General features: G+C 62.9%; 26 protein-coding genes and 1 pseudogene. 15 read left to right on the top strand and 12 right to left on the bottom strand.

What is annotated here, in order from left to right; all coding sequences use genetic code 11:
* The first annotated feature begins 58 nt into the window (after positions 1-58).
* The 4 genes from AC1Q61_RS15080 (at position 59) to AC1Q61_RS15065 (ending at position 4,263) form a co-directional block, all read left to right on the top strand.
* Positions 59-1,342 (top strand): hydroxymethylglutaryl-CoA reductase, degradative, encoded by a 1,284-nt coding sequence (locus tag AC1Q61_RS15080; RefSeq protein WP_042925108.1) that lies wholly within the window; start codon positions 59-61, stop codon positions 1,340-1,342.
* Positions 1,343-1,347: 5 nt separating this feature from the next.
* Entirely contained in the window at positions 1,348-2,316 is a 969-nt protein-coding gene (locus tag AC1Q61_RS15075) for a hydroxymethylglutaryl-CoA lyase (RefSeq protein ID WP_080712772.1), read from the top strand.
* 76 nt (positions 2,317-2,392) lie between these two features.
* Entirely contained in the window at positions 2,393-2,884 is a 492-nt protein-coding gene (locus tag AC1Q61_RS15070) for a hypothetical protein (RefSeq protein WP_042925110.1), read from the top strand.
* Complete coding sequence (locus AC1Q61_RS15065) at positions 2,881-4,263, top strand: tripartite tricarboxylate transporter permease (protein ID WP_003941745.1); 1,383 nt, start codon at positions 2,881-2,883, stop codon at positions 4,261-4,263. The genes AC1Q61_RS15070 and AC1Q61_RS15065 overlap by 4 nt, the downstream gene beginning before the upstream one ends.
* Before the next feature lie 61 nt (positions 4,264-4,324).
* Here AC1Q61_RS15065 and AC1Q61_RS15060 read toward each other — a convergent pair whose 3' ends face one another.
* The 3 genes from AC1Q61_RS15060 to AC1Q61_RS15050 form a co-directional block, all read right to left on the bottom strand.
* Complete coding sequence (locus tag AC1Q61_RS15060; protein ID WP_308251879.1) at positions 4,325-5,737, bottom strand: GGDEF domain-containing protein; 1,413 nt, start codon at positions 5,735-5,737, stop codon at positions 4,325-4,327.
* A 187-nt stretch (positions 5,738-5,924) separates the two neighbouring features.
* The gene (gene bioD / locus AC1Q61_RS15055; protein WP_042925116.1) at positions 5,925-6,608 is read right to left on the bottom strand and encodes a dethiobiotin synthase; all 684 of its coding nucleotides are present in this window, start codon (positions 6,606-6,608) and stop codon (positions 5,925-5,927) included.
* Positions 6,605-7,750, bottom strand: coding sequence for an 8-amino-7-oxononanoate synthase (locus tag AC1Q61_RS15050; RefSeq protein WP_042925119.1), 1,146 nt, complete (start codon positions 7,748-7,750; stop codon positions 6,605-6,607). The genes bioD and AC1Q61_RS15050 overlap by 4 nt, the downstream gene beginning before the upstream one ends.
* Before the next feature lie 38 nt (positions 7,751-7,788).
* On the opposite strand from AC1Q61_RS15050, the gene AC1Q61_RS15045 reads away from it, so the two are divergent.
* From AC1Q61_RS15045 to AC1Q61_RS15025, 5 genes are all read left to right on the top strand, one after another.
* On the top strand, positions 7,789-9,081 hold the full coding sequence (locus AC1Q61_RS15045; protein WP_030537108.1) for an adenosylmethionine--8-amino-7-oxononanoate transaminase: 1,293 nt from the start codon (positions 7,789-7,791) through the stop codon (positions 9,079-9,081).
* Between the two features lie 57 nt (positions 9,082-9,138).
* The gene (gene glgX / locus AC1Q61_RS15040) at positions 9,139-11,478 is read left to right on the top strand and encodes a glycogen debranching protein GlgX (RefSeq protein WP_030537109.1); all 2,340 of its coding nucleotides are present in this window, start codon (positions 9,139-9,141) and stop codon (positions 11,476-11,478) included.
* Between the two features lie 13 nt (positions 11,479-11,491).
* The gene (gene treY / locus AC1Q61_RS15035; protein ID WP_064075428.1) at positions 11,492-13,858 is read left to right on the top strand and encodes a malto-oligosyltrehalose synthase; all 2,367 of its coding nucleotides are present in this window, start codon (positions 11,492-11,494) and stop codon (positions 13,856-13,858) included.
* 94 nt (positions 13,859-13,952) lie between these two features.
* A complete protein-coding gene (locus AC1Q61_RS15030; protein ID WP_007733124.1) occupies positions 13,953-14,765 on the top strand; it encodes a mycofactocin-coupled SDR family oxidoreductase in 813 nt (270 codons plus the stop codon).
* Positions 14,766-14,831: 66 nt separating this feature from the next.
* Positions 14,832-15,761, top strand: a complete 930-nt coding sequence (locus AC1Q61_RS15025; protein ID WP_042921812.1) for an NADP-dependent oxidoreductase — start codon at positions 14,832-14,834, stop codon at positions 15,759-15,761.
* On the opposite strand, the gene AC1Q61_RS15020 is transcribed toward AC1Q61_RS15025, so the two are convergent.
* Positions 15,751-16,197, bottom strand: a complete 447-nt coding sequence (locus tag AC1Q61_RS15020; protein ID WP_244993118.1) for a PaaI family thioesterase — start codon at positions 16,195-16,197, stop codon at positions 15,751-15,753. The genes AC1Q61_RS15025 and AC1Q61_RS15020 overlap by 11 nt on opposite strands.
* A gap of 55 nt (positions 16,198-16,252) precedes the next feature.
* On the opposite strand from AC1Q61_RS15020, the gene AC1Q61_RS15015 reads away from it, so the two are divergent.
* On the top strand, positions 16,253-16,846 hold the full coding sequence (locus AC1Q61_RS15015; RefSeq protein ID WP_003941729.1) for a TetR/AcrR family transcriptional regulator: 594 nt from the start codon (positions 16,253-16,255) through the stop codon (positions 16,844-16,846).
* A 34-nt stretch (positions 16,847-16,880) separates the two neighbouring features.
* On the opposite strand, the gene AC1Q61_RS15010 is transcribed toward AC1Q61_RS15015, so the two are convergent.
* Positions 16,881-17,777 carry an EamA family transporter gene (locus tag AC1Q61_RS15010; protein WP_042921816.1) on the bottom strand — a complete coding sequence of 299 codons (897 nt, stop codon included), beginning with the start codon at positions 17,775-17,777 and terminating at the stop codon, positions 16,881-16,883.
* Positions 17,778-17,860: 83 nt separating this feature from the next.
* Here AC1Q61_RS15010 and AC1Q61_RS15005 point away from each other — a divergent pair, with 83 nt between their 5' ends.
* Positions 17,861-18,751, top strand: a complete 891-nt coding sequence (locus tag AC1Q61_RS15005; RefSeq protein WP_042921818.1) for a LysR family transcriptional regulator — start codon at positions 17,861-17,863, stop codon at positions 18,749-18,751.
* A 1-nt stretch (position 18,752) separates the two neighbouring features.
* On the opposite strand, the gene AC1Q61_RS15000 is transcribed toward AC1Q61_RS15005, so the two are convergent.
* Genes AC1Q61_RS15000 through AC1Q61_RS14990 form a run of 3 tightly spaced genes read right to left on the bottom strand, consistent with a single transcriptional unit; the run spans position 18,753 to position 20,042 of the window.
* Complete coding sequence (locus AC1Q61_RS15000) at positions 18,753-19,109, bottom strand: PLD nuclease N-terminal domain-containing protein (RefSeq protein WP_003941757.1); 357 nt, start codon at positions 19,107-19,109, stop codon at positions 18,753-18,755.
* A gap of 57 nt (positions 19,110-19,166) precedes the next feature.
* Positions 19,167-19,790 carry a TetR/AcrR family transcriptional regulator gene (locus AC1Q61_RS14995; RefSeq protein WP_042450140.1) on the bottom strand — a complete coding sequence of 208 codons (624 nt, stop codon included), beginning with the start codon at positions 19,788-19,790 and terminating at the stop codon, positions 19,167-19,169.
* Between the two features lie 57 nt (positions 19,791-19,847).
* Positions 19,848-20,042 carry a DUF1918 domain-containing protein gene (locus AC1Q61_RS14990; RefSeq protein ID WP_003941743.1) on the bottom strand — a complete coding sequence of 65 codons (195 nt, stop codon included), beginning with the start codon at positions 20,040-20,042 and terminating at the stop codon, positions 19,848-19,850.
* 178 nt (positions 20,043-20,220) lie between these two features.
* Between AC1Q61_RS14990 and AC1Q61_RS14985 the strand changes: the two genes are divergently transcribed.
* The 4 genes from AC1Q61_RS14985 to AC1Q61_RS14970 are packed head-to-tail and all read left to right on the top strand — an operon-like array spanning position 20,221 to position 23,460.
* The gene (locus AC1Q61_RS14985) at positions 20,221-22,233 is read left to right on the top strand and encodes an MFS transporter (RefSeq protein WP_054186682.1); all 2,013 of its coding nucleotides are present in this window, start codon (positions 20,221-20,223) and stop codon (positions 22,231-22,233) included.
* 58 nt (positions 22,234-22,291) lie between these two features.
* Positions 22,292-22,882, top strand: coding sequence for a TetR/AcrR family transcriptional regulator (locus AC1Q61_RS14980; protein WP_042921820.1), 591 nt, complete (start codon positions 22,292-22,294; stop codon positions 22,880-22,882).
* The gene (locus AC1Q61_RS14975) at positions 22,879-23,010 is read left to right on the top strand and encodes a hypothetical protein (RefSeq protein WP_256082667.1); all 132 of its coding nucleotides are present in this window, start codon (positions 22,879-22,881) and stop codon (positions 23,008-23,010) included. Before AC1Q61_RS14980 ends, AC1Q61_RS14975 begins: the two co-directional genes overlap by 4 nt.
* 48 nt (positions 23,011-23,058) lie before the next feature.
* Complete coding sequence (locus tag AC1Q61_RS14970; RefSeq protein ID WP_073513039.1) at positions 23,059-23,460, top strand: VOC family protein; 402 nt, start codon at positions 23,059-23,061, stop codon at positions 23,458-23,460.
* Here the strand turns inward: AC1Q61_RS14970 and AC1Q61_RS14965 are convergent.
* The 4 genes and pseudogenes from AC1Q61_RS14965 to AC1Q61_RS14950 form a co-directional block, all read right to left on the bottom strand.
* Positions 23,459-23,848: pseudogene (locus tag AC1Q61_RS14965) on the bottom strand (arsenate reductase ArsC); the annotation flags it as partial. The gene AC1Q61_RS14970 and the pseudogene AC1Q61_RS14965 sit on opposite strands and share 2 nt — an antisense overlap.
* Entirely contained in the window at positions 23,845-24,948 is a 1,104-nt protein-coding gene (gene arsB, locus AC1Q61_RS14960) for an ACR3 family arsenite efflux transporter (RefSeq protein ID WP_003941673.1), read from the bottom strand. The gene arsB and the pseudogene AC1Q61_RS14965, both read right to left, overlap by 4 nt.
* On the bottom strand, positions 24,945-25,331 hold the full coding sequence (locus AC1Q61_RS14955) for an ArsR/SmtB family transcription factor (protein WP_030537016.1): 387 nt from the start codon (positions 25,329-25,331) through the stop codon (positions 24,945-24,947). Before AC1Q61_RS14955 ends, arsB begins: the two co-directional genes overlap by 4 nt.
* 64 nt (positions 25,332-25,395) lie before the next feature.
* Positions 25,396-26,280: a helix-turn-helix domain-containing GNAT family N-acetyltransferase gene (locus AC1Q61_RS14950; RefSeq protein ID WP_042921823.1), complete on the bottom strand. Its 885-nt coding sequence runs from the start codon at positions 26,278-26,280 to the stop codon at positions 25,396-25,398.
* Positions 26,281-26,364: the final 84 nt, after the last annotated feature.

The following is a 26,364-nucleotide window of genomic DNA, read 5'->3' as shown; positions in this document are numbered from 1 at the left end:
ACCTCCCTACTGTGAAGCGGAGCACAGAACCACTTCAGGAGGACGACCCCACGTGTCTATGAACAACCGGTCCATCAACAGCCGCATCGCCGATTTCCGGTCCTACGACGTCGCCGCACGACGCGCCGAGATCGTCCGCCAGACCGACCTGACCGAAGCAGACATCGCGGTCTACGACGCCGCCGACGGCCTCACCATCGACCAGGCCGATCGCATGGTCGAGAACGTCCTCGGCGTCATCGGCATCCCGGTCGGCGTGGCCACCAACTTCACGATCAACGGCACGGACTACCTGATCCCGCTCGCCACCGAGGAGCCGTCGGTAGTCGCAGCCGCAAGCAACGCTGCTCGCATCGCACGCGGACTCGGTGGCTTTCACGTCTCGAGTACCCCGCCGATCATGCAGGCCCAGATACAACTCGTCGACGTCGTGGATCCGGCAGCCGCCCGTATCCGACTCCTCGAGGCACGTGAAGAAATCATTGCACTCGCCAACGAACAGGACCCGAAGCTGGTCAGTGTCGGCGGTGGCGTGAAGGACATTTCGGTACGCATCGTTTCTTCGGACAAGGCCACCTACGTCGTCCTTCACCTTCACGTCGACGTACGAGATGCCATGGGCGCCAACGCCGTCAACACGATGGCCGAGGCAATCGCGGATCGAGTGGCCGAGATCGGCGGCGGACACGTCGTCCTGCGCATCCTCACCAACAAGGCCGATCTGCGGCTGACACGCGTTCGCGCCGTGTTCGATGCCGAATTGATCGGCGGCGCAGAGGTTGTGGACAACCTGATCCATGCCGCACGCTTGGCGGAGCTGGATCCCTACCGCGCCGCGACGCACAACAAGGGCATCATGAACGGCATCAGCGCCGTGGTGCTGGCGACCGGAAATGACACGCGCGCAGTCGAAGCCGGGTGCCACTCCCATGCAGTCAACGCCGACGGAATCTACTCGTCGCTCTCGCATTTCGAGAAGAATGCCGACGGAAACATCGTCGGCACCCTCGAACTGCCCATGCCGGTCGGCCTCGTCGGCGGGGCCACCAAAGTGCACCCCGTAGCGCAGGCCGCAATCAAGATGCTCGGCGTCGAGAGCGCCGAGGAACTCGCCGGCATCATCCTGGCAGTCGGCCTGGCGCAGAACCTGGCTGCGGTCCGCGTTCTGGCCAGTGAGGGTGTCCAGCGCGGACACATGGGGCTGCACGCCCGCAACATCGCTGCCACCGCCGGAGCGCAGAAGAACGAGATCGACGCCGTGGTGGCACGCCTGATCGCGGACAAGAGCATTCGCGTCGAGCATGCCGAGAAGGTTCTCGCCGAGATCCGCGGCGGAAACTGACGACAATGACCGAAACAGTTGCAGGATCACCGGTGTGGAAGCCGGCGCCTCATCGAGTGCCGGCGCCGGGGCTGCCGACCTCGGTCCGGATCTACGAAGTCGGGCCACGCGACGGACTTCAAGCGGAAACAGCGGTGATCCCGACCGAGACGAAAGCCCAGTTCATCGAACGCCTGGTCGCGGCCGGCTCCCGCACTGTCGAATTGACGAGTTTCGTCTCACCTCGATGGATCCCGCAACTTGCGGACGCGGAAGAATTGATGGGTCGGCTGCACCTGCCGGACTCGGTACGTACGGTCGTTCTTGTCCCGAACCGCAAGGGTCTCGAGCGGGCCGTCGCCGCCGGAGCAAGCGAGGTTGCAGTATTCGTCAGCGCCACAAAGGAATTCGCGAAACGCAACCTCAATTCCACGGTGGACGGCGCGATCGCCGCGGCTGCCGAGGTCACTACGGCCGCCCGAGCCCTGGGACTTCCCGTCCGCGGCTACATCTCCATGTGCTTCGGCGACCCCTGGGAAGGCTCCGTGCCCGTCGAGCGTGTCGCCGACATCGCAAAGACCCTGATCGACAGCGGTGTCACGTCACTCTCACTCGGCGACACCATCGGCGTCGGCACACCTGGCCATGTGCTCGCTTTGCTCGGCGCCCTCCGAGAACGTGGCATCCCCACATCGCAGATCGCCATGCACTTTCACGACACCTACGGCCAGGCGCTGTCGAACGTCTATGCGTCGTTGACCGCTGGGGTATCCGAATTCGACAGTTCCGCAGGTGGTCTCGGACGGTGCCCGTATGCCAAGGGCGCGACCGGAAATCTCGCCACCGAGGATCTGGTGTGGATGCTCCACGGCCTCGGGATCGACACCGGCATCGACCTGGATTCGCTCACCGATACAAGCAGCTGGATGGCCGAACAGATCGGCCACTCGAGCCCGTCCCGAGTTGTCACCGCCCTCCGCGCAGCACGCACCTGACACCCGCAACGCAAGCCCCTCATCTCGCAAGCCCCTCCCTGTACGACCCCGCCATGCATGACACTGGAGAAGACTGATGTCACCACCGCAGCCGGCAACGACGCCGACCACCACAACCGAGCCGACCGAGCAGCAGACATACCTCGAGGTCTGGGGCGACACCGTCAACGGTCGACACCTCGCGATCTCCGTTGCAGTCGGCAGTGTCGTCGGCGCCTCGGCCCTTCTCGCGGCCCAGGTACTGTTCGAACGGGTCGTCAGCGAACCGTCGTTGGCCCAGGCGTACAGCCTTCTGGTCGGCATCGCGGCCTGCCTGCTCGCCGGCGTGGTCTGCGGAATCTTCATCAAGCCGAAGCGGATAGTCGCCTTGGCCGCCGCCGACGCGGAGTCGATCGACGGTGTCATCACGACGATGAGTGAACAGCGCCAGGGTCTGGGCACTCTCGCCGACATTCCGGAGCAGAGCCGACAGGAACTTCGCGAGCTGGGTCTGTACGACCACTTCGCCGCTGCCGAGGCCGAGCACGCACGGGTCTCGAACACACCGAAGGACGGTGGGCGCGCATGAGTTCGGTTCTGACCAACGAAATTCTGATTGCCGTTCTCTTCGGCATCATCGGCGCGGTCGCATTCACGTTCATCGGATTGATCTCCGGCACGGACGAGACCGCCACGATCGCACCGCTGACTCTGCTCGTGATTCTGCTCGGCGCTCCCCCGGCGGCGGTCTTCACGTTCTTCCTCTCCGGTGCGATCGCCAAACACATGACTCACGCGGTGCCGACGATGCTGCTGGGCATTCCCGGCGACACGATGGCGATTCCACTCTTGCCGGAAGCGCAGATGATGCGCTCACTCGGCATCCCGCACATCGCACTCCGCAAGGCGATCTCGGGAGCAGTGATCTCGGCGTTCGTCGCTGTGCCGGTTGCCGTTTTGTTCGCGACCATCCTCGCGCCGTTCGCGGACACCGTTCAGTCGATAGCACCGTGGCTGTTCCTGGTCGCCGCCATCGGCATCGCCTACGCCTCACCAGGCCGCTGGGCCGGGGTTGTCGCCCTCGTTCCCTTCGTCATCTTGATCCTCGGCGCCCGCGCGTTGACGTCGAATTACGATGTGTCGCTGAACATCAGCTACTTCCTTGCGATCGCAGTCGGGCCGCTGATCGCGGACCTCGCATTGACCTTGGGCCCGTCGAGCCGTAAGGACATGGAACGCAGTGAACCCAAAACCGTTGCATTGGCCCCGGACATCAAAGGATGGAAGGGATACTTCCCCAATCCTCTGAAGGTCCTCGATCGCAAGCAGATCGGTTACACCGCCGCCGCTTCCACGGTGTCGAGCGCAACCTTCGTCTTCAGCCCGGTCGCCATGACTGTTCTGATGGGTGAGCTGGTAGGTGCGCGGATCAAGAACGGCTATCACCGACTGACCACAATGGTCTCGGCGAAGAACGGTACGACGGAATCCACCTACATCGCGGAAACCCTCATCCCACTCGTCGCTTTCGGCCTTCCGCTCAGCCCGCTCGCGGCAGGCCCCGCAGCCCCTCTGTTCAACGCTCCACCGGTGTTCGAGACCAATCAGGAAACCGGAGTGATCAACAATCTCTCCACGTACCTGACGCAGTGGGAGTTCCTGCTCTACGGACTGCTCGCAGTGGTCACGGCAACGGTCATCGCATACCCGTTTGCCATGAACTACGCGTACCGCGCTGCGTCAGCGGTGGTCAAGCACATCAGTCACGAAGCTGTGATCGCGGTGTTCACGGGACTGGTCGTGGTCATCAGCATCTGGGAGGGCGGCATCCTCGGGCTTCTGATCACCGTGACGGTCGGCCTGGTCGGTGGTCTTCTCGGGCGCCTGTTCAAGATTCACGGCGGAGTTCTGTTCATGGGTTACTACGTAGCGCTGTTCAGTGTTCCTGCGCTGATCAATCTGTTCTGAATCGGTCGACTCCACCACCACGTGCGGACCCGCAACAAACTGCGGGTCCGCACGTATTTCTTCAGCTACCGACCGTGAGCGCCACGGTTCGATTGCGGTCCAACTTCTTCGCTCGATACAACGCCTCGTCAGCGCAATCGACCAATTGCGTCAGGTCTGCGTCGCCGTGGGGTGAACACGCGACGCCGATGCTGACCGTCGGCCCGAATTCACCCAATACTGCCGACGAATTCTCCGCTTGCGCGCATCGAATCATCTCGGCTGTTTCGGTCGCACCCTCGAGATCGACGCCGGCCATCAGTACGACGAACTCCTCGCCGCCCAATCGGGCGAAGAGATGCTTGTCATCGAGGTGCCGCCGCACCTGATCGGCAAAACTCACCAACGCCGTATCGCCGGCACGATGACCGAGGTTGTCGTTCACCATCTTGAAGTGATCCAGATCCATCATCAGGACGCTGACCGGACGTCCAGAGTGGCGACGCGGATCGGTCGCACCCGTCACGCTGCCGCCTCGCCGCAAGAATTCGTCCCGGCGCAACGCACCGGTGAGATCGTCGTGGGTGACGGCCTGGGTGAGTGCCTCGAGCGCGCGGCGACGCTCGAGGATCACGCAGGCCACCGCGATCGGCGCTACCGCCAGCAGCGACAATCCGATCTGGACCGACGCGCTGACCGGCGAGACGCCCTCGCTGGACAATCCGAGATGGCCGTCGGCCGTCAGTACCAACGTCCAGGCAGTTGACACAGCGGTGAGCACCGACGTGACAAATACATTGGTGAGCAAGGCTGCAGTCACCAGCGCCGGCATGGCAAACGCGATCGCTCCGGCACCGCCTATCACCCACTCCAAGATGATGCAGACGGCCAGCAGCGCCGTCGGAACGACTGATCGACGCACAAGCGTGGCAACAGCTTTCGGTTCTCGATCCACTCGTCGAAGCGAAGGGAATGTCAGCACCAAGGGGACGATGGTCATGTAGTTGACGAACTCACTCGAGAACCAGAGCAACCAGCCGTCCCACCACTGCCCGCCGAACAGCACGCGGTTCGCGATTCCGCCCACGAGCGCCGCCATCGACGCGGCGGCGACAGTCATCGACACGAGATAGCCGACGGACTGAATACTGGTCAGTCGACGGTCCTCACTGTCGACCCAGCGAAAGGCGTAGAAGCCGCTCGCAACCCCGACGATGTTGGCCGCGTTGAGCCACACCGTGGACTCCCATGCCCCACCGGTGATCAGGTCGGCTCCGACATAACCGACTACGACGCAGATCCAGGTGAGCAGTGTGGCGGAACGCGGCGACCGAAAGAGGATCCCGAGTAGCAGCGCGTTCGCCGGCCAGAAGACTGCAAGCGTGCCCGGCAGACGGCTCAGAATTCCGACCAGGCACGAGACGAAGACGACTACGCCGATAAGCAGTGCGCGACGTACGGCCGATGACGACAACGACTTTTCGACCGTGCTCACCACCTACATTCGACTGACCTACTCACAATTCGACAACCACTGTCGGTGACCAAGGCGCCCCGGATGCAGGGTCGCCGCAAGACACCCGTCGAAATATACCGACCGGAATCGTACGCGAGGGACGTCGAAACCCAAGGCGCCCCACTGTGCCTTGGCTATCGATGCGGACAAATCGGATGTTACGTCGTCAGTTGGTCAAATGAAGTTCACCGAGCGTGATCGAAGCGGTGCGAGCAAACTCTCGGACACTCGCGCCTCCACTTCCGGCAGGCATTACCCCGAGAAGGGGAACACCGCTGACCGAAACCAGATCCTCGCGATTGCATCTCTCGGCGAGGTCCGGTTCCTGCGGCCACGAACCGATCACCAACCCGGCGCAGTCCACGCCGGATGCACGTAGGGCTTCCACGGTCAGTGCGGTGTGATTGAGCGTGCCCAGGCCGGACGCAACCACCAGCACCACTGGCACTGCCAGAGCCGCGGCAAGATCGCGAGCGGTGAACCCGTCGACGCCCAAGCGGACCAGCAAGCCGCCGGCGCCTTCGATCAGGGTCAAGTCGTGGGTGGTGTCCAGGTCGCGAGCAACTCGGGCTACTTCGTCGAGCGCCAACAACGGCAGACCACTTCGACGGGCAGCAGTATCCGGCGCCAAAGGTTCGGGATACCGCGCCAACTCGACCAGCGTCACGCCGCCGCCGGTCAGACGCTCGATCTCGGCCAGATCACCCGCACCGTCCACGTCGACGCCGGTCTGGGCCGGTTTGAGCACTGCAACCGACTTGCCCGACTGCAAGGCCACCGATGCCAATGCGGCTGTCACCACTGTTTTTCCGACGTCGGTCGACGTTCCGGTCACCAGGAAAATGCTCATGCTCGGGCTCCGGCCAATACTTCGCGCAGTACGAGAGCGATCTGCTCCATCTCGGATGCGGACAGCGTCGCTCGTGCGGTCAGACGCAGCCGTGACGTTCCTTCCGGAACCGACGGCGGGCGGAAGCAACCGACATGCAACCCCTGATCCCGGCACGCCGACGCGGCATCGAACGCCCGCTGCGGATCACCGAGAACGACTGAGACGACAGCAGATTCAGGCGACCGAGCACCGGTGACGTCCGCCAACTCGGATGCCCGGGCCAGGACGTCGAGCGCTCGCGTCGGCTCACGCTGGAGTACGGCGAGTGCAGCCCTGGCCGCGCCTACGGCGGCCGGTGCGAGACCGGTGTCGAAGATGAACGTTCTTGCCGCGTCGATGAGATGCGCGCGGATCTTGTTGTCACCGAGCACAACTCCGCCCTGGCTGGCGAGCGACTTGGACAGTGTTGCCGTCACGACGACGTCGGGTTCACCGGCCAGGCCCGACTCGTGGACGAGTCCACGTCCACCGGCACCGCGCACACCGATGCCATGCGCCTCGTCGACCAACAGGATCGCCCCGTACTCGCGGCACACCTGATGCATCTGCCGCAGTGGCGCGAGGTCTCCGTCGGCACTGAAGACCGAATCAGTGACGACCAGCGCTCGCTCTTCCACTCTGCTGCGCAACGTGTCGGCGAGAAAGCCCACGTCCGAATGCGGAGCAACGGCGACCCGAGCACGTGACAGGCGGCAGGCATCCACCAGCGAGGCATGCGATCCCGCATCGGAGACGATCAACGACCCTGGACCCGAGAGCGCCGTCACCGCGCCGAGATTGGCTGTGTAACCGGAGGAGAAGACAAGTCCGGAGTCCGCCCCGACGAACTCGGCCAGTTCGACTTCGAGCAATTCGTGTTCGGTGGTGGTGCCGGTGACCAGACGCGAGCCCGTGGCGCCCGCGCCCCAACGGCGCAGAGCCGCCGCGGCACCCTCGATCACATCGGGGTGCCGCACGAGTCCGAGGTAATCGTTCGACGCCAGGTCGATCAACGGGGAGTCGACCGTGCGAGGACGGAGTTCGCGACGCAGTCCAGCGGCCCTGCGGTCCGCTTCGACGGCCGTCAGCCAATTCAGCGAGGTGTTCACTTTTCCGACCATACTTGAACACCGTTCAACTCAATGGTTAGGGTGCATCCGTGCTCACAACCGGACTTGATCCCCATGACGTCTCCGCCATCGATGCCGATGTCCTCTGGCATCCGTACGGATCGTTTCCCGCGTCGACTCGTCCGCTGATCGTCGACTCTGCGCAGGGGGCTACCCTGACGCTCTCCGACGGCCGCCGATTGGTCGACGGGATGAGCTCGTGGTGGGCCGCCATTCACGGCTACCGCAATCCCGTGCTCGACACCGCCGCCGCACGGCAGCTCGGCAAAATGAGCCATGTCATGTTCGGCGGACTGACGCACGAACCCGCCGCTCGCCTCGGGCGACTGCTCGTCGACATCACACCACCTCACCTCGACAAGGTGTTCCTCTCCGACTCCGGTTCGGTGGCGGTCGAAGTCGCAGTGAAGATGTGCCTGCAGTACTGGCGGAGCCTCGGAAAGCCGTCGAAGAATCGTTTGATGACCTGGCGCGGCGGATACCACGGTGACACCTTCACCCCCATGAGCGTCTGCGATCCCGACGGCGGCATGCATTCTCTCTGGACCGACGTCCTGCGCCCTCAGGTCTTCGCGCAGGCTCCCCCGGCGGGCTATCTCCCCGAATACGTGCAGGAGTTGGAATCGCTCTTGGCCGAGCATCACGAGGACCTCGCAGCGGTGATCGTGGAACCGGTGGTCCAAGGCGCCGGCGGAATGCGTTTCCACGATCCCGCGTACCTGATCGACCTGCGTAACCTCTGCGACAAGTACCAAGTCCTCCTGGTCTTCGACGAGATCGCGACCGGATTCGGACGCACTGGAGAACTGTTCGCCGCCGATCACGCCGGCGTCAGTCCCGACGTCATGTGCGTCGGCAAGGCACTGACCGGCGGGTACATGAGTCTGGCGGCAACGCTGTGCACCACGGAGATCGCGGAGACCATCACTGCCGGTGAGGGCGGCGGGCTGATGCACGGCCCCACCTTCATGGGCAATCCACTCGCGTGCGCCGTCGCGGTGGCGTCGACCGAACTTCTGCTTGCGATGGACTGGCGGCGTGACGTCGCAACCCTCGAACGTGGCCTCGCTCGAGGCCTCGCCGAAGCCGTCACAATTCCCGGGGTCGTCGACGTCCGCGTCAAAGGCGGAATCGGAGTGATCGAACTCGAACAGCCGGTCGACATGCAGAGCGCGACCGATGCAGCCGTCGACGCCGGCGTCTGGCTCCGGCCGTTCCGCAACCTCGTATACGCGATGCCTCCGTACCTGTGTTCGGAGGCAGAGGTGGAACAGATCACAGCCGGAATGCTTGCAACCGCCCGCAGCCAGGCGAAACGGTGATCGGCACCGTAGACAGTCGACGAGATTCGATCGGCTGCACCCGATAGGGTCTGATTCATGGATCAACCGCCGAGCGAGACCTCAGCCACTCCCATCCCGGTATGGCCTGGCAGTGCGTACCCACTCGGTGCCACCTACGACGGCGCTGGGACCAATTTCTCGCTCTTCTCCGAGGTCGCCGAGGCCGTCGAGCTGTGCCTGATCGCCAAGGACGGAACCGAAACCCGCATTCGGATGGACGAGGTCGACGGTTACGTCTGGCATGCGTACCTTCCGTCGGTATCCCCCGGCCAGCGATACGGCTACCGCGTACACGGGCCGTACGATCCGGCTGCAGGTCTGCGATGCGATCCGAGCAAACTCCTGCTGGACCCGTACGGAAAAGCGTTCGACGGAGACTTCGACGGAGACCGTTCGCTGTTCTCGTACGACGTCGAATCGGCGGCGGACCCCGAACCTTCAGGAGACGACGAATCTCCCGCCGTGGGGCCGCAAGAGGCTACCGACGAAACGAGTTCGGAAGCCGAATCGGACGAGGTGGGCCTCGAAGACGACTCGCCCACGGGCGATCAGGAATCGGACGAGATCCTCGAGCCCGAACCCTTCGAGCCGGAACCACTCGTCGACGAACCCGCCACCATCCCTTTCCCCCAACATGATTCGCTCGGCCATACGATGTCGACCGTCGTCATCAACCCGTTCTTCGATTGGGCGTCCGACCACTCGCCGAAGCGTCCGTATCACGAGACGGTCATCTACGAAGCGCACGTCAAGGGTATGACCGCGACGCATCCCGGAGTTCCGGAGGAATTGCGCGGCACGTACGCGGGGCTCGCTCATCCGGTGATCATCGAGCACCTCACCGATCTGGGTGTCACGGCGATCGAACTGATGCCGGTCCACCAGTTCATGCACGATCAGGTGCTTCTCGACCAAGGTCTGCGAAACTACTGGGGTTACAACACCTTCGGCTTTCTCGCTCCACACACCGACTACTCCTCGGCCACGAAACCCGATGCGGCCGTAGCGGAATTCAAAGCCATGGTGCGCAGCTTCCACCAGGCGGGTATCGAAGTGATCCTCGACGTGGTCTACAACCACACCGCCGAGGGAAATCACATGGGGCCGACCATCAGTTTCCGCGGAATCGACAATGCCGCCTACTACCGCCTGGTCGACGGCGACGAAGAGCACTACATGGACTACACCGGAACGGGCAACAGCCTCAACGCCCGTCATCCGCATACGCTGCAATTGATCATGGACTCTCTGCGGTACTGGGTCACGGAGATGCACGTCGACGGTTTCCGCTTCGACCTCGCCTCGACACTCGCCCGTGAACTGCACGACGTGGACCGCCTTTCGGCCTTCTTCGATCTCGTGCAACAGGATCCGATCGTCAGTCAGGTGAAGCTGATCGCCGAACCGTGGGACGTCGGCGAAGGCGGTTACCAGGTCGGCAACTTCCCCGGCCTGTGGACCGAATGGAACGGCAAATACCGCGACACCGTCCGCGACTACTGGCGTGGTGAGCCGGCAACGCTGGGGGAGTTCGCCTCCCGTCTCACCGGATCCTCTGATCTCTACGAGGCCACCGGACGTCGCCCCGGCGCGAGCATCAACTTCGTCATCGCTCACGACGGTTTCACCCTGCACGACCTCGTCTCGTACAACGAGAAGCACAACGAAGCCAACGGCGAGAACAACAACGACGGCGAATCGCACAACCGATCTTGGAACTGCGGGGTCGAAGGCCCCACCGACGACCCGGAAATCCTCGAACTGCGTGGCCGTCAGAGCCGGAACATACTGGCTACGCTGATGCTCAGCCAGGGCACCCCGATGCTTGCTCACGGCGACGAGATGGGCCGAACTCAGCAGGGTAACAACAACGTTTACTGCCAGGATTCGGAACTGTCATGGATGGATTGGACTCTCGCGGAAACCAACGCCGACCTCGTCGAGTTCACCAAGCGCGCAATTGCCTTGCGCGCCAAGAACCCGGTCTTCCGGCGTCGTCGATTCTTCGAGGGGCGACCTATTCGAAGCGGCGATCAGAGTCGCGACATCGCCTGGCTCACGCCGTCTGGCGAAGAGATGACTCCGGCCGACTGGGACAGCGGTTTCGGCAAGTCGTTGGCTGTCTTTCTCAACGGTGACGCGATCCCGGAACCGAACTACCGTGGCGAGCGCGTCACCGGAGATTCGTTCCTTCTCTGCTTCAACGCCCACTACGAAGATCTCGAATTCTCCACCCCCAACGCGGACTACGCGTCGGAGTGGACCGTCGTACTCGACACCTCGGTCCCCACTGGTGAGAGCGATACCGTGATCAAAGCCGGAACAACATTGGATGTAAAAGCGCGAGCATTGACGGTACTTCGCAGAACCGCTTGAGGGAGACGTGCACATGGCCCCGATAACCAGCACCTACCGACTGCAGTTGCGACCGGATGCATTCACTCTTCGTGATGCGGCCGCACAGGTGGACTACTTCGAGGCATTGGGGGTCTCACATCTCTATCTCTCCCCCATCCTCACGGCAACGTCCGGATCGACGCACGGCTACGACGTCACCGATCCGACAACCGTGTCCGAAGGACTTGGTGGCCGCGAGGCCCTGGTGGAGCTCTCGCGCGCCGTTCGATCACGTGGGATGGGCCTGATCGTCGATCTGGTCCCCAACCATGTCGGTGTCGCCAAACCTCGCGAAAATGCTTGGTGGTGGGACGTTCTCACGCACGGGCAGTCGTCGGAGTACGCGCATTTCTTCGACATAGATTGGGCCGAGGACAACGGAGCCAACGGCGCCGACGGCAAACTCTCACTCCCGGTACTGGGCAGCCCGGACGATCTCGACGCACTGACTGTCGAGAAAGATGGCGAGGAAACACTTCTCGCGTTCTACGAGCACCGCTTCCCCATCGCTGCCGGTACTGAATTCGGATCTCCACAGGAGGTGCACTCCAGGCAGTCGTACCGACTCGTACCGTGGAACGCCGGGATCGTCAACTACCGACGGTTCTTTGCCGTCAACGAACTCGCTGCGCTGCGCCAGGAGGACCCCCAAGTCTTCGAACTCTGCCATCGGCAAGTGAAGTCGTGGGTCGACGAAGGACTGATCGACGGCGTTCGCATCGATCATCCGGACGGACTCGCGAATCCGGCGGAATATCTCGGGCGCCTGCGAGAACTGATCGGACCAGATCAGTGGCTCGTGATCGAAAAGATCCTCGGCCATACGGAACCACTCGATCCGATGCTCCCGATCGACGGCACCACCGGATACGACGCCCTCAATCAGCTGGGCGGCATTTTCGTCGATCCCGCCGCCGAACTCGAATTGACCGAACTCTCGGCAGATCTGACCGGCGACGACGGGGACAGTACGTGGTTGCATCACACCGAACGTCAGTTCAAACGCGACACCGGGCGCGGTGACCTGGCACCGGAGGTTCGCAGGCTCGTACGTGCAATCCGACGCGAAACCGGAAGTCGTTGCAGTGAGACCGAACTGAACGACGCAGTTGTCGTCGCGATCGCTCGGATGCCGGTGTACCGATCCGACTACAGTCCCCTCGCCGGTTTGGCCGCTCGGATCGTCGGCGACATGCACGAATTGGCTCCCGGACATGAACCATCGTTCAACGTGTTGGCGCAATCCCTGGTGAACAGCGGTGAAGCCTCAGTTCGCTTCCAGCAGGTGTGTGGCGCTGTCATGGCCAAGTCCGTCGAAGATCGACTCTTCTATCGGACGGCGCGCCTGGTCTCACGTCAGGAAGTCGGCGGCAACCCGGCATCGCTTGCCGTCTCCGTCGCCGAATTCCATCTCCACAACGCGGACCGAGCGAAGCGGTGGCCGCGCGCGATGACGAGTCTGTCCACTCACGACACCAAACGCGGCGAGGACGTGCGGGCACGGATCGGTGTTGTGTCTCAGGTGCCGACGCTGTGGGCCCGGCTGATTCGCGAGTGGGAAGACGTGTGCCCCAGCCCTGATCCGCTTACCGGATTGTTCTTGTGGCAGAACATCATCGGTGTGTGGCCGGCGGACGGCCGCTCGGCAGCCTCGGTTCCAGAGCTGCGCGAGCGTTTGCACGCCTATGCGGAGAAAGCCGTCCGCGAGTCCGGCGCCAGAACTTCCTGGAACGATCCGGACGTCGACTTCGAGTCGGCAGTGCACCGCTGGATCGACGAGGTGATCGACGGCCCGGTCGGTGATTCGGTCAGCGAATTCGTCGGCAGGATCGCGCGTCACGGCTGGTCGGACTCTCTGGGCCAAAAGCTGCTCCAACTTCTCGGGCCCGGCGTTCCCGACGTCTACCAGGGCACTGAGCTGTGGGAGGACTCGTTGGTCGATCCGGACAACCGGCGGCTTGTCGACTACGGAACGAGGCGATCACTGCTCGATTCCGGCGCCGCGCCGATCGACGCAACAGGAACCGCAAAGTTGCACCTCGTTCGCACGGCACTGACACTGCGGCGGGAGAACCCCTCGTGGTTCGATCACGGTGAGTACCGGCCGGTCTTCGCTTCAGGTTCCGGATCCGGTCATCTGGTCGGCTTCTCGCGCGGCCCGGCAGGTGATCCGCCTATGGTCGTTGCTCTGGCGACGCGACATTCGCTCAGACTCTCGTCGCACGGTTGGAGAGATACGCGAGTGGACCTGCCAGATGGCGAATGGGTCGACGCACTGAGCGGACAACCCGTCTTGTCTTCGGATGCGCGGGACATCTTCGCTGCCGGGCCATGTGCCCTGTTGACCAGGGTGCGCTGAGCGGTTTCCGCTGACTGGGCATTCACCCCCGAAAAGAACTTCGTCGCGCTAACTTCCGAAGAGCAGATCATCACCACTAGTCGGAGGTTTGAGCATGGCCGCCAGTCGATTCACCGGAAAAGTTGCCTTCATCACCGGAGCCGCCCGTGGTCAGGGGCGCGCCGAAGCTGTCCGGCTGGCAGAAGAGGGCGCAGACATCATCGCCGTCGACGCGTGTGTTCAATTCGAATCCACCTCGTATGCCGGCGCCACCGACGACGACCTGGCCGAGACAGTCGAACTGGTCAAGGCCCTGGACCGTCGAATTGTCGCTACCAAGACCGACGTTCGCGACTTCTCTGCGCTGTCCGCGGCGCTCGCGGCCGGCATCGACGAATTGGGGCGACTTGACGTCGTCGTCGCGAACGCCGGAATCTGTTCTGCCAACATGTCCTGGGAGATCACGCCCGAGCAGTGGCAGGAAACGCTCGACGTCAACCTGACCGGCGTCTTCCACACCGCCAAGGCAGCGATCCCGCACCTGATCAAGCAAGGCACCGGTGGCTCGATCATCTTCACCAGCTCCGTCGCCGGCCTGCGCGGCCTCCCCTTCCTCGGCCATTACGTCGCGAGCAAACACGGCATCACCGGTCTGGCCAAGACGATGGCCTCGGAGTTGGGGCAGTACAACATTCGGGTCAACACCATCCACCCACACGGCGTGGAAACCGGAATGCAGATGACGGACATGCGGCCGCTCATCGACGCCAACGCCCACACACTCGGTCCGATCTTCATGCAGACCTTGCCCGACCCGGTCAGCCAGCCGGAGGACATCGCCGCCGCCGTCGCGTTCCTCGGTTCCGACGAGGCCCATCACATCACCGGCATCGCGATGCCGCTCGATCTGGGCACCCTGATCCGCTGATCGAATCTTCTCGAGTTTTTCCCGTCCTCGGGGAATATCGCTTCCCCGAGGACGGTTGCGCGAGACATGACCAAAACTGTTGTAGCGCAGACGTACGGCACGCCCGAGGTCCTGAAGCTGGTGGACGTCGATTTACCGGCACCGAAATCAGGTGAAGTCCTGGTCGACGTGAAGGCGATCGGCGTCAATCCCTTCGACTTCAAGCTCTACAGCGGCGCTTTCGGCACCGACCCCGAGAAACTTCCCATCCGCCTCGGCGGCGAGGCAGCGGGCGTCGTCTCGGCTGTCGGCGACGGCGTCACAAATGTGAACGTCGGCGACGAAGTGATCGTCAGCCCCGGCAACGGCCTCTACTCCGAACAAGTAGTCGTGCCGGTCTCCTCTGTCACCGCGAAGCCCGCAGGCATCAGCTGGGAACAGGCAGCCGGCCTCCTTCTGGTCGGCGGAACTGCAGTCGACGCCCTCGACACCATTCGGGTCGGTTCCGGCGACACCGTTCTCATCCACGGCGCGTCCGGCGGCGTCGGCGCGATCGCTGTTCAGTTGGCAGTTGGTCGCGGAGCTACGGTGATCGGCACTGCGGGAGCCTCGAATCAGGATTACGTGCGCTCGCTCGGCGCCACGCCTGTGCTCTACGGCCACGGCCTCGAAGCGCGTGTCCGTGAACTCGCGCCGAACGGCGTCGACGCCGCCTTCGACACCGCCGGAACGGACGAAGCCGTCGATGCATCTCTGGCTTTGGTCACCGACAAGAGTCGCATCGTCACCATCGTCGCGTTCGGACGCGCCCAGACCGACGGCTTCGCTTCCGTCGGCGGAGGCAATCCGGCAAGTGCGGAAGCGCGTTTGAAGGCACGATCCGAACTTGTCGAACAAGCCGGTTCCGGACACCTCATCGTGAAGATCGCCAAGACCTTCCCGCTAGCGGACGTGGCACTCGCTCACACCGAGTTGCAGAGTTCGCACCCCGCGGGAAAGTTCATCCTCATTCCCTGACGTTGCTTGCGGTTCCCTGTGTCTGAGGGGCGAGTGGAACCAACAGGGTGGTGCCGAACGCGACGAGCACGGATTCGCATTCGCGTTCGGCATGTACCTCGGCAGTGACGAACACCTGCTTGCGCCCGGCCTTGACCGAGCGCGCCGTAGCGACAAATGCGGTTCCGATGCCCGGACTCACGAAATTGACCGCGCAGTTGGACGCCGCCACGACACCTACCTGGGTGAAAGCAGCAAATCCGCACGCGGTGTCGACGAGTCCCGCCACGAGCGCAGCGTGCAGGTGTCCCGAGTACTGGCCCAGATCCTCACGCCATTCGAGCCGCAGACAAACGCGACCCGGTTCGGCCTCCGTGACTTCGAATCCGGCCCACCGGTTGAAGGCCGCCGAGGCGTTGACCGCGCGCAACTGTTCGAGCATTTCAGAATTTCCCATGTAGACCAGTCTACATAGATTGTGGTGGATCGCTGGGGTGTTTAAGCTCCAACTCGTGGCGACTCCCCCGAAACACCGCGAAGCACTCGTACGAGCTGCGGCCGATCTGTTTCGCCGCCAGGGGTATGCGGCAACGGGCCTCAACGAGATCCTCAAGTCGAGCGGGGCGCCGAAAGGTTCGCTCTACCACTACTTTCCCGGCGGCAAAGAGCAGATCGGCGAAGAGGTCGTCCGCGTCGGCGGGCAATTGGTCACCGACACCCTGACCGAACTCGCCGACAGCCAATCGGACGCCGGGTCGCTACTGCGCGAGTACGCGCGGTTGCTCGCCGGATGGGTGAGCGATTCGGATTTCCACGAAGGCTCGCCGATCACGACGGTGTTGTTGGAACTTGCCCCCGATTCGGAGAGCGTGACAGCCGCCGGACAGGCGGTGTATCGACAGTGGACTTCGCTACTGCGCGACACACTGATCGCGTCCGGGGTCGGACGTGCGCGAGCGGAACGGCTTGCCGTCCTGGCAGTGTCCGCGCTCGAGGGCTCGCTGGTGCGGGCTCGCGTCGAACGATCCGGTCAGCCGATTCTCGATTCCCTCGGCGAGGTCGCCGACGTGTTCGACGGAGCAATCGCCGCGGCGCACTCTCACTGAGCGAACGCGACCTGAGCGAACGGCACTCTCGGTCTCATGAAGGCGCCGAAAGGTACGTTCGCTCGGAATCGGAGGGTGGCTCAGTCGGCTTCCGGGCGCCACCTCGAGCACCACCGCGGGCCGCGCCGATCCCTGCGACGACGACGCACGCGATACCTGCCACGGCCAGAACACTCGGAACCTGTTGCAGCACAACCAGACCGATAAGCTGCGCGAAAGCAGGCTCGAGACTCATCAGCGTGCCGAACGCCGCCGTGGACAGCCTTCGCAACGAGACCATCTCCAGAACGAACGGCACGACGGGCAGCAAGATCGCGAGTCCGAGGCCCACGAGAATCAGATGCGGAGTCAGCCGCCCGATAGCCGAGTGGCCTACGGCAATTGTCGCGGCCAACCCGGCTACCGCCATCGACACCGCCAGCCCGTTGATACCGGCAACCTCGTCGCCGACGCGCTGGGTGAGCAAAATGTACATCGCCCAGCAGAGCGCCGCACCGAGTGCGTACGCCACACCGACCAGATCGACTGTCCCGGCCCACGGTTCGGTGAGAAGCACGACGCCCACGCCTGCCAGAACCGGCCACAGAACGCGGCCACGCCCCCGGAGCAAAGCAACCGTCAGCGGACCCAAGAATTCCAATGCGCTTGCTGTTCCCAGCGGAAGGCGCTCCACCGCTGCCATGAACAGGAGCGTCATGCCTGCGGTGACCACACCCAGAACCACGCAAGCCAGAAACGCCTTGCGAGTGAACGCCGAAGGGCGGGGCCTGACGATGATCAGAAGAATGATGCCTGCCCAGGCGAGTCGTAGCCACGCCGCTCCGTCTGCGCCGAGCTGATCGATCAGGCCCACCGACACGGCGAGCCCGAGCTGCACGCACAACATCGCCAAAACAGCCAGGCCCACTCCGGCCCGCGCTTTCGTATCCATAGCTGAATTGAACGGGAGGCCAACCGTTCGTGTCCACGCGATTTTGACCTACATTATGTTCACGATTAGTGAATGATCGAAGGATGGAAACCCGTCGACTCCATCTCCTCCTCGAACTCTCCCGCTTGGGTTCGATGCGTGCGGTCGCCGAAGCGCACAACCTCACGACGTCGACAGTGTCCCAACAACTCGCGGCCTTGACCGCGGAGACCGGTACCGCACTGATCGAGCCCGACGGTCGCCGGGTGCGGCTGACGCCGGCCGGTCAACGACTGGCCGATCATGCCGTCACCATCCTGGCAGCCGTCGATGCAGCTCGCCTGGACCTCGATCCGGACGCGGAACCGGTGGGGACCCTGCGAGTCGGCGGATTCGCAACTGCGATCAGAACCGCGATGCTCCCCGTCGCTCGAAGCCTGCAACGCAGTCACCCGCAGGTGGACGTGATGATCTACGAATACGAACCCGTCGAGGCTTTTGCACTCCTCGAACGCGACGATCTAGACCTCGCACTGACGTACGACTACAACCTTGCCCCCGCGTCGCCGAGCCCACTACTCGAAGCAATTCCGCTCTGGTCGACGCCCTGGGGACTGTGTGTTCCCGACGACGCCAAAGCTCCCGACAAGTCCACAGAATCCGGAATCGATCTCCGCGCCTTCGCCGACACGTCATGGATAGTGAACTCACGCAACACGGCAGACGAGCGCGCTGTGCGAACCCTCGCGTCGCTGGCCGGGTTCACCCCTCGGATCACTCACCAGATCGACAGTCTCGACTTGGTCGAACTCTTGATCCTCAGTGGTTACGGCGTGGGGCTGATGCCGCTCGAACGCAAGACTCGCGAAGGCGTGCGCGTCGAACCACTCGTCGATCCGCCCGTCATCCTCACTGCCTATGCGGTGACGCGTCGCGGCCGATCGTCGTGGCCGCCGCTTCGGCTCGTGTTGGACCGACTCACGGCCTACCGATAACTCACATCCGATCAGCGTCGCCGTCGCGGCGCTGCTGCTTGGCAATTCGACGCTGCTCTTCCGCCCGCTCGCGGCACTGACGCAAGAAGGCTTCGTCCGCCGCCGGATCCTGCGCAACGGCACGTCCCGGGCGCTCGTATTCGCCGTAACCGGTTGGGCCGACGTAACCGCGGGGCGCGTTCTGTCCGCGCCCGACCACCAGCCACAGAACCGATCCCAAAGTAGGAAGGAAGATGATGATCAGAATCCAGACGACCTTGGGTAGGTACTGGATGTAGGCGTCATCTCTCGTGATGGCGTCGACGATGCAGAAAATCCACAGCAACATCGTGATGAGGCCGAACAAGGCATAGGGCACGCTGGCGATTCCTCCCGAGAATAAAAAACCCTCGCCATGCTAACGAAAACAGACCAATTAGTACATTAGATTCTGGCGAATGTTGAACTCGAGCCATCCTCGGTACGCATCGACGTCCCACCCACTGACCCGACGCAATTGCTGATGAAGCTGAGGCGAGACGAAAGCGGCAAGTATGCCCGCGGCTTTCTCGAGCGAAATCTCAGGCCTCAACAAGCCATGCTCGGAGAGACCCTCGGCTATCGACATCGCATTGACGGCCGACTGATCCGACGACTCCTCGGATAGTCGACGCATGTCGGCATCCGCACCCGAGGATTCGACCGCGACCATCATCAGAGCGCCGGCACGTTCGAGCAGTCCGATGCCCTGAGCCACGATCTGGGAGACGATCCGGCGAACGTCATCGGGGTCCGAGGCCAGGTTCGGCGCGCCGAGTGGAACCTCTTCGGCATCGAGCGCCGCAGCGAGGGCCGCTTCGAAGATCTCGAGTTTCCCGCCGGGGAAGGCTGTGAACACCGTCCGATCGGCGACGCCGGCCGAGGCGGCAATCTGCTTGACGGTGGCTTTGACATACCCGTCTCGAATAAACAAGGCCGTCGCCGCATCACGAATGAGTTCACGCGTTCGCTGCGCGGAAGCTTCACGCACGCGGGAGTGGTACTGGCGTCTGCCCTCCATTGCGCACACTTTAGCCGCATTCGATGCAACGACCATGCATGGAAAGAATCGTGCAGCTCAGGAGCCTTTTCCGGGGTGATCTATCCAGCCGTCGCTACCGGGAAACACCAACGCCTCGTGGCCGTTGTCGTACCTGACCAGATACGGAGGACCGCCGTCCTCGCCGTGCACCTCGAGAACCTCGGCAGTTACCTCCGCCTGCCCCACCACGCGCCCCTGGACGTGGAGACGGTCACCCACTTCGGCATGCATCACTCCTCCTCGCTGCCCGCTCGCGCAGGCGCAGACCAACCACTGACGTTGTTCCCGCCATGCCGACTCGGAAACCCCGGGGCGAGTTGCCGTCGTGAGAAATCGCATATTCACCGAAGGTGACACCGACGGGTGAACAGTGGTTCACTCAGGGTGAATTCCCGTTCACCATCGCCGCGTGAAGGACCGTCTCTTGGCATTGCACTCGTCTCCGACCACTCGCCGTTCAAGTCGGCTCATTACCGCAATTCTCTGTCTTTCCGGCACCGTGGTCGCGCTGCAACAAACGATGGTCATTCCGTTGTTGCCCGATTTCCCGAAGATCCTCGGCGTCAGCGCTGACGACGCCTCCTGGCTCGTCACCGTCACGCTCCTCACGAGTGCCGTCGCCACTCCGATCGTCTCCCGCCTGGCAGACATGTTCGGAAAACGACGCATGATGCTGATCTCGATGACGATGATCGTGGTCGGATCACTGGTCGCGGCGATCGGCGGCAACTTTGTCGCCCTGCTGATCGGACGTGGTCTCCAGGGCTTCGCGATCTCGATGATCCCCGTCGGAATCAGCATCATGCGCGACGAACTGCCCAAGGAGAAGGTGGCGTCGGCAACAGCGTTGATGAGTGCCACTCTCGGAATCGGCAGCGCACTCGGGCTCCCGCTGTCCGGGTTGATCTTCGAGCATCTGGGCTGGCCCGCCATCTTCTGGCTCTCGGCGATCGTGGGCGTCCTGCTGATCATCGCGGTAGCCGTCGTCGTCCCGGAATCGAGTGTTCGTACCCGCGGCAAATTCGACTTCCTGGGCGCGGTCATGCTCTCGACAGCACTCACGGCGATCCTCCTCGCCATCTCCAAGGGCGCCCGTTGGGGATGGACGAGCGAACTGACATTGCTGATGTTCGTCATCGGAATCGTGACTCTCGCATTGTGGTTCCCTTACGAACTCCGCGTCACCCAGCCGATGGTCGATCTACGAACGTCGGCCAAGCGGCCTGTTCTGCTGACCAACGTCGCCTCGATCCTCGTCGGCTTCTCGATGTACGCGAACAACCTCTCCACCACCCAACAACTTCAGATGCCGAAGATCTCCGGCTACGGCTTCGAACTGGGCGTGATGGCGGCCGGACTGTGCATGATTCCGGCAGGCCTCGCGATGGTCTTCTTCGCGCCCGTCTCCGCGAACATCACGAAGCGATTCGGAGCCAAGATCACCCTGATCGTCGGCGGCACGGTGCTCGCGCTCGCCTACATCGCGCGAGTGTTCCTGACCGGTTCGATAGCACTGATCATCATCAGCGCGGCGGTGGTCAGCATCGGAACCGCAATCGCCTACTCCGCGATGCCGATGCTGATCATGCGATCGGTTCCGATTACCGAAACCGCGTCGGCAAACGGCCTCAATTCGCTGCTCCGCTCAGTCGGTACTTCCACGTCCAGCGCGGTGGTTGCCGCCATGCTCACTTCGATGGTCATCCCGTCCGGGCCGGGCGAGGGCCTTCCGTCGATCGACGCCTTCAAGAACATCTTCTGGCTGGCCGCCCTCGCCGCCGTGGCTGCTGCCGCTGCCGCTGCGTTCATTCCTCGCCGCGGCGCAAAACCGGAAGCGGCACTTCGCCCGGTGACCCCGGAAGGGTTCGAGCTTCCCGACGCCGCCGTGTCCGAAACGGAAATTGTGGTTGCCGGTCGTGTGGTCCGGGCCGACAGCCGACCGATCCGGCAGGCCGTTGTCACCGTGATGGACATGGAGGGGCGACCGATCGACTGGAGTCGCGCCGACAACGAGGGCAACTTCTCCCTCGCCCTACCCCGGCCCGGCCGGTACCTGGTGGTCACGAGCGCCGACGGTTGGTCCCCGAGATCACAGGTAATCAGCTTCGACAGCGCGCAATCGACGCACACCGTCGAACTCGGTGACCGCCTCACCATCTCCGGCAAGGTCGGAGTCGGCGGCCGAACGACCTCGGGAACCGTCGTCACGCTCACGAAACCGACCGGCGAATTCGTCGCATCCACGGTCACCGACGGAACCGGGCACTACGGAATCGCACTTCCCACATCCGGCCGGTACATCCTGACCGCGCTGACCGAGAGCGGACACGGCACATTGGCTCGTCAGATAGCGGTCATCGCGCAGTCCACCGTCGTCGATTTCGACGTACCCGTCGATGCCGAGCCGTTGACGACAGTATGAACGCCAGTACGAGCAACCGAACGCATGGCGATCGGGTATCGAGGCGGAGGCGAGCGACATGAGCAGCGGCGAAGCCAGCATCCTCACAGCAGCGAAAGCCTTGTTCGCGAAACGCGGTTACGCATCGACGACCATCAAGGACATCGCGGTCGCAGCCGGCTACTCCCCTGCCCTGGTCATGAAGATCTACGGCAGCAAAGCTCGGCTGTACTCGGCTGCGATCCCGTCCGCACCTCCGATGGACGAGGATCCGAATGCCGACGCCACCGGACACATCGGCTGTCAACTGGTCGAGAAACTTGTCGCTCGTAGAGAATCCGACGAAACCGATCCGTGGGCAATGCTCGCAGTACACGTTCACGAGGCGCCAGATCCGGACGCCGCTCGGGCCGAGATCAAGCAACGATACGTTCACGGGATCGCGCGCCGCATCGGCGACACGGAGCCCGGTTTGGTACGCAGCCAGATCGTCGTCTCACTGCTGCTCGGACTGGCCACCGGCATGCGGACACTCGAACTCCTCGGTGAGGATTCACTGTCGTCGGAGGATCTGATCCGGCGCTACGGAAGGCTGATTCAAATAGCCGTCGACGAAATCGAACCGGTATCCGAGCACGAATCGTTCATCAGTGACACGGTGGAGGAATGACTACTTACCGATACCTCGACGCCGACCGGAATCTCCTCGAAGAGAAAGATTTCGAAACCGAGCAGGACGCACAGGAATACCGACTCTCCGTCCTCGGTGCCGAACACATCGAGCCCACCGACGAATGACGCCTCCGCAAAGGAAGCCGAAGCAAGGCATTCTGTAGCGTCGAGACCATGCCTGTAGCTTGCTTGGGATCGATCACCCTCGATTGCAGTGATCCACAACGCCTTGCGGAATTCTGGCGAAATATGCTGGGCGGCGAAATCACGTACAACACTGAGAAGTTTGCGACCGTCAGCACAGGCGGTGGCCAGATCACCGCAATCCGCATCGACGAACACCGCCCGAGCACGTGGCCGATGGCTGCAATACCGAAGCAGATTCATCTGGATTTAGTGGTCGATGATCTGGACATCGCACAGGAGCAAGCTGTCAGCCTCGGTGCTCAAATCGGTAGCCGGCAGAACGCGCCGGAGCGTTGCCGGGTTCTACTCGATCCCGCTGGTCATCCGTTCTGTTTGTGTCTGGCGGGTCCGAATCTGTCGCCGTGGTCAATGCCTGGCGAATCTGCGTGAGTTCGTCGATCAGAGCTTGAACGCGCCGCTCGATTTCGTCACGGATCGGGCGAACTGCTTCAAGGCCCTGTCCGGCCGGGTCGTCGAGAACCCAGTCTCGGTAACTCTTGCCGGGGAAGATCGGGCACGTGTCGCCGCAGCCCATGGTGATGACGACATCCGAATCCTGGACGGCGTCGACAGTGAGGATCTTCGGAGACTGCGCTGAGATGTCGATACCGCGCTCTGCCATCGCCTCGACCGCTGCCGAATTGACGGTCTCGGCGGGTGCGGATCCGGCGGAACGGACCTCGATGGCGTCGCCTGCGAGATGGCTCAGGAATCCCGCGGCCATCTGAGATCGACCGGCATTGTGGACGCAGACGAACAACACCGATGGTTTGCTCATGACCTCGCTCTTTCTCGACTGGATGAAACCTCTTCGACTGCAAAGCGTTTGCGTAGTGCAAGGGAGACATAGACCAGCCCGACGAGCACCGGTACCTCGATCAGCGGGCCGACGACACCGGCAAGAGCTTGCCCCGAGGTGGCGCCGTAGGTGGCGATGGCTACCGCGATCGCGAGTTCGAAGTTGTTGCCCGCGGCGGTGAACGCCAGGGTCGTGGTGCGTTCATAGCCCAATCCGATTGCGGCGCCGAGGATGTAGCCTCCGCCCCACATGAGCGCGAAGTACGCGAGCAGGGGCAGCGCGATCCGGACGACATCCCAAGGCTGGGAGGTGATCTGTTCGCCCTGCATCGAGAAGAGCACGACGATGGTGAACAGCAGACCGTAGAGCGCCCAGGGGCTGATCTTGGGGATGAACTTGTTGTCGTACCAGTCGCGGCCTTTGGCGCGTTCGCCGAAGAAGCGGGACAGAAAACCTGCCAGCAGCGGGATACCGAGGAAGATCAGAACGGATTTGGCGATCTGCCAGGGCGAGGTGTCGATGGTGGTCTGTTCGAGGCCGAGCCACCCGGGCAGGACCGAGAGGTAGAACCAACCGAGCACGGCGAACATGATCACCTGGAACACCGAATTGATGGCGACCAGCACCGCGGCGGCTTCGCGGTCTCCGCAGGCCAGGTCGTTCCAGATGATCACCATCGCGATGCAGCGAGCGAGACCGACGATGATCAAACCGGTTCGGTATTCCGGCAGGTCAGGCAGAAACAGCCAGGCGAGGGCGAACATCAGCGCCGGGCCGAGAACCCAGTTCAGGAACAGGGAGCCGGCGAGGAGTTTCTTGTCCCCGGTGACTGTGTCGAGGCGGTCGTAGCGGACCTTCGCCAGGACCGGGTACATCATGATCAGCAGACCGAGGGCGATCGGTAGCGAGATGCCGTCGATCTGCACCTTGTCCAGGGCAGTGTTCACACCGGGGATCCAGCGTCCAACCAGCAGGCCGACGACCATGGCCACGCCGATCCAGACCGCCAGATAGCGGTCGAGGGTGGAGAGTTTTCCGACGACTTCGGGGTGTTCGGTGGTGGCAGCGGTGTTGCTCATGCGGTGACCTCTACGCACGCGTCCGCGACACTCACGCTCGTACCTTCAACCAGTAGAACGGCGGAAAGCTGTTGCAGCGCAGCCGGAATAACCCAGTAGTACACCCAGGTCCCGCGTCGTTCACAATCGAGTAACCCGGCCTGGCGCAACACCTTGAGGTGATGCGAGATAGTCGGCTGAGACAGATCGAACGAGTCGGAGATGTCGCAGACGCAGGCTTCACCACCCTCGTGACTTGCCACCAAGCTGAGCAAGCGGAGACGAACCGGATCGCCGAGGGCCTTGAACATCCGAGACAAGTCGCCGGCCCAATCCTCGGTCAACGGTTCACGAACGAGCGGGGTGCAGCAAGCCTCGGAGTCCGGCAGCTCTTGATTCGACATTCTTCGATATTGACAGATATCGAATCAACGCGCAATCGGGCATCCGGTCAGCCGGATCCCGGACTCATCCCTCGGCGATCGCCGTTCGACGCTCGAGCAGAACAGTGTCGCGCCACACGCCGTCGAGTTCGGCGATCTTCTCGCGAAGGCCGACCGTTCGAAACCCGGCCGAATGATGCAGCGAGATGGAGGCACGGTTCTCCGGGAACATCGACGTCTGCAGAGTCCAGAGTCCGTCGGCGTCGGCGGCCATGACTTGCTTGCGCAACAACGCCTTTCCGACGCCACGACCACGCATGCCGTCCGCAACGTACACGGAGTTCTCGGCAACCCCGCGGTAGCAGTCACGCTCGGAAACCGGACTCAACGCAGCCCATCCGACAACAACACCCCCGACAGTCGCCACCCATCGATGCTGCGGCAGCCACCGTTCGTGGAGATGCTCACGCGAGGGGACCTCAGCGGCAAAGGTGGCATTTCGGGTGTCGATACCCTCGCCGTAAATACGGCGAACCGCATCCCAGTCGTCGTCGATCATGGCCCGGACAGAGACATCGTCGGGCAGATCACTCGGGCAGCACGGACGCGGAGCAAGGACTCCCATCACCACATCCGCCGCCTGCGGCAAGGCAACGCAACACGTCGGACTCATCGCGACGACCGTGCTCGTCCCTTCCTTACGCATGGTCACAAAACCCACATCGGCGAGCTTGCGCAGGTGGTGCGACACCGTCGGTTGCCCGATCCCCAACGCCTCGGCGAGCGCTCCGACGGTAATACCACCGACCGCGCTCGCTACCCGGTGAAGCAATCGGACGCGCATCGGCTCGGCAAGGCAGGCGAACCACTGCGCGTAGGTATCGGCATCGCCCTGCGCGAGGACGGAAGAACGGATCTGATCCGGGTCCGAATCGCCGACTCGCACCGTCGGAGTCTGCAGCGAAGTCATCTCTCCATTATATCGACAGCTGTCGATGGTTGCCTACATTGATGATCGTCGATACAGTTCCCCGTAGATCGATAATCGTCGATG

This window comes from Rhodococcus sp. MPR-R1B, from assembly GCF_058793255.1.
Note: the sequence above shows the minus strand (reverse complement) of the source record. Positions and strands in the feature narration are given on the sequence as shown.

What these genes read in the sequence shown, in the direction of transcription:
- AC1Q61_RS15080 (WP_042925108.1), top strand. Translation starts at nt 59, where the DNA reads ATGAACAACCGGTCCATCAACAGCCGCATCGCCGATTTCCGGTCCTAC.
- AC1Q61_RS15075 (WP_080712772.1), top strand. Translation starts at nt 1,348, where the DNA reads ATGACCGAAACAGTTGCAGGATCACCGGTGTGGAAGCCGGCGCCTCAT.
- AC1Q61_RS15070 (WP_042925110.1), top strand. Translation starts at nt 2,393, where the DNA reads ATGTCACCACCGCAGCCGGCAACGACGCCGACCACCACAACCGAGCCG.
- AC1Q61_RS15065 (WP_003941745.1), top strand. Translation starts at nt 2,881, where the DNA reads ATGAGTTCGGTTCTGACCAACGAAATTCTGATTGCCGTTCTCTTCGGC.
- bioD (WP_042925116.1), bottom strand. Translation starts at nt 6,608, where the DNA reads ATGAGCATTTTCCTGGTGACCGGAACGTCGACCGACGTCGGAAAAACA.
- AC1Q61_RS15050 (WP_042925119.1), bottom strand. Translation starts at nt 7,750, where the DNA reads ATGGTCGGAAAAGTGAACACCTCGCTGAATTGGCTGACGGCCGTCGAA.
- glgX (WP_030537109.1), top strand. Translation starts at nt 9,139, where the DNA reads ATGGATCAACCGCCGAGCGAGACCTCAGCCACTCCCATCCCGGTATGG.
- treY (WP_064075428.1), top strand. Translation starts at nt 11,492, where the DNA reads ATGGCCCCGATAACCAGCACCTACCGACTGCAGTTGCGACCGGATGCA.
- AC1Q61_RS15030 (WP_007733124.1), top strand. Translation starts at nt 13,953, where the DNA reads ATGGCCGCCAGTCGATTCACCGGAAAAGTTGCCTTCATCACCGGAGCC.
- AC1Q61_RS15025 (WP_042921812.1), top strand. Translation starts at nt 14,832, where the DNA reads ATGACCAAAACTGTTGTAGCGCAGACGTACGGCACGCCCGAGGTCCTG.
- AC1Q61_RS15020 (WP_244993118.1), bottom strand. Translation starts at nt 16,197, where the DNA reads ATGGGAAATTCTGAAATGCTCGAACAGTTGCGCGCGGTCAACGCCTCG.
- AC1Q61_RS15010 (WP_042921816.1), bottom strand. Translation starts at nt 17,777, where the DNA reads ATGGATACGAAAGCGCGGGCCGGAGTGGGCCTGGCTGTTTTGGCGATG.
- AC1Q61_RS15005 (WP_042921818.1), top strand. Translation starts at nt 17,861, where the DNA reads ATGGAAACCCGTCGACTCCATCTCCTCCTCGAACTCTCCCGCTTGGGT.
- AC1Q61_RS14995 (WP_042450140.1), bottom strand. Translation starts at nt 19,790, where the DNA reads ATGGAGGGCAGACGCCAGTACCACTCCCGCGTGCGTGAAGCTTCCGCG.
- AC1Q61_RS14990 (WP_003941743.1), bottom strand. Translation starts at nt 20,042, where the DNA reads ATGCATGCCGAAGTGGGTGACCGTCTCCACGTCCAGGGGCGCGTGGTG.
- AC1Q61_RS14980 (WP_042921820.1), top strand. Translation starts at nt 22,292, where the DNA reads ATGAGCAGCGGCGAAGCCAGCATCCTCACAGCAGCGAAAGCCTTGTTC.
- AC1Q61_RS14975 (WP_256082667.1), top strand. Translation starts at nt 22,879, where the DNA reads ATGACTACTTACCGATACCTCGACGCCGACCGGAATCTCCTCGAAGAG.
- AC1Q61_RS14970 (WP_073513039.1), top strand. Translation starts at nt 23,059, where the DNA reads ATGCCTGTAGCTTGCTTGGGATCGATCACCCTCGATTGCAGTGATCCA.
- arsB (WP_003941673.1), bottom strand. Translation starts at nt 24,948, where the DNA reads ATGAGCAACACCGCTGCCACCACCGAACACCCCGAAGTCGTCGGAAAA.
- AC1Q61_RS14955 (WP_030537016.1), bottom strand. Translation starts at nt 25,331, where the DNA reads ATGTCGAATCAAGAGCTGCCGGACTCCGAGGCTTGCTGCACCCCGCTC.
- AC1Q61_RS14950 (WP_042921823.1), bottom strand. Translation starts at nt 26,280, where the DNA reads ATGACTTCGCTGCAGACTCCGACGGTGCGAGTCGGCGATTCGGACCCG.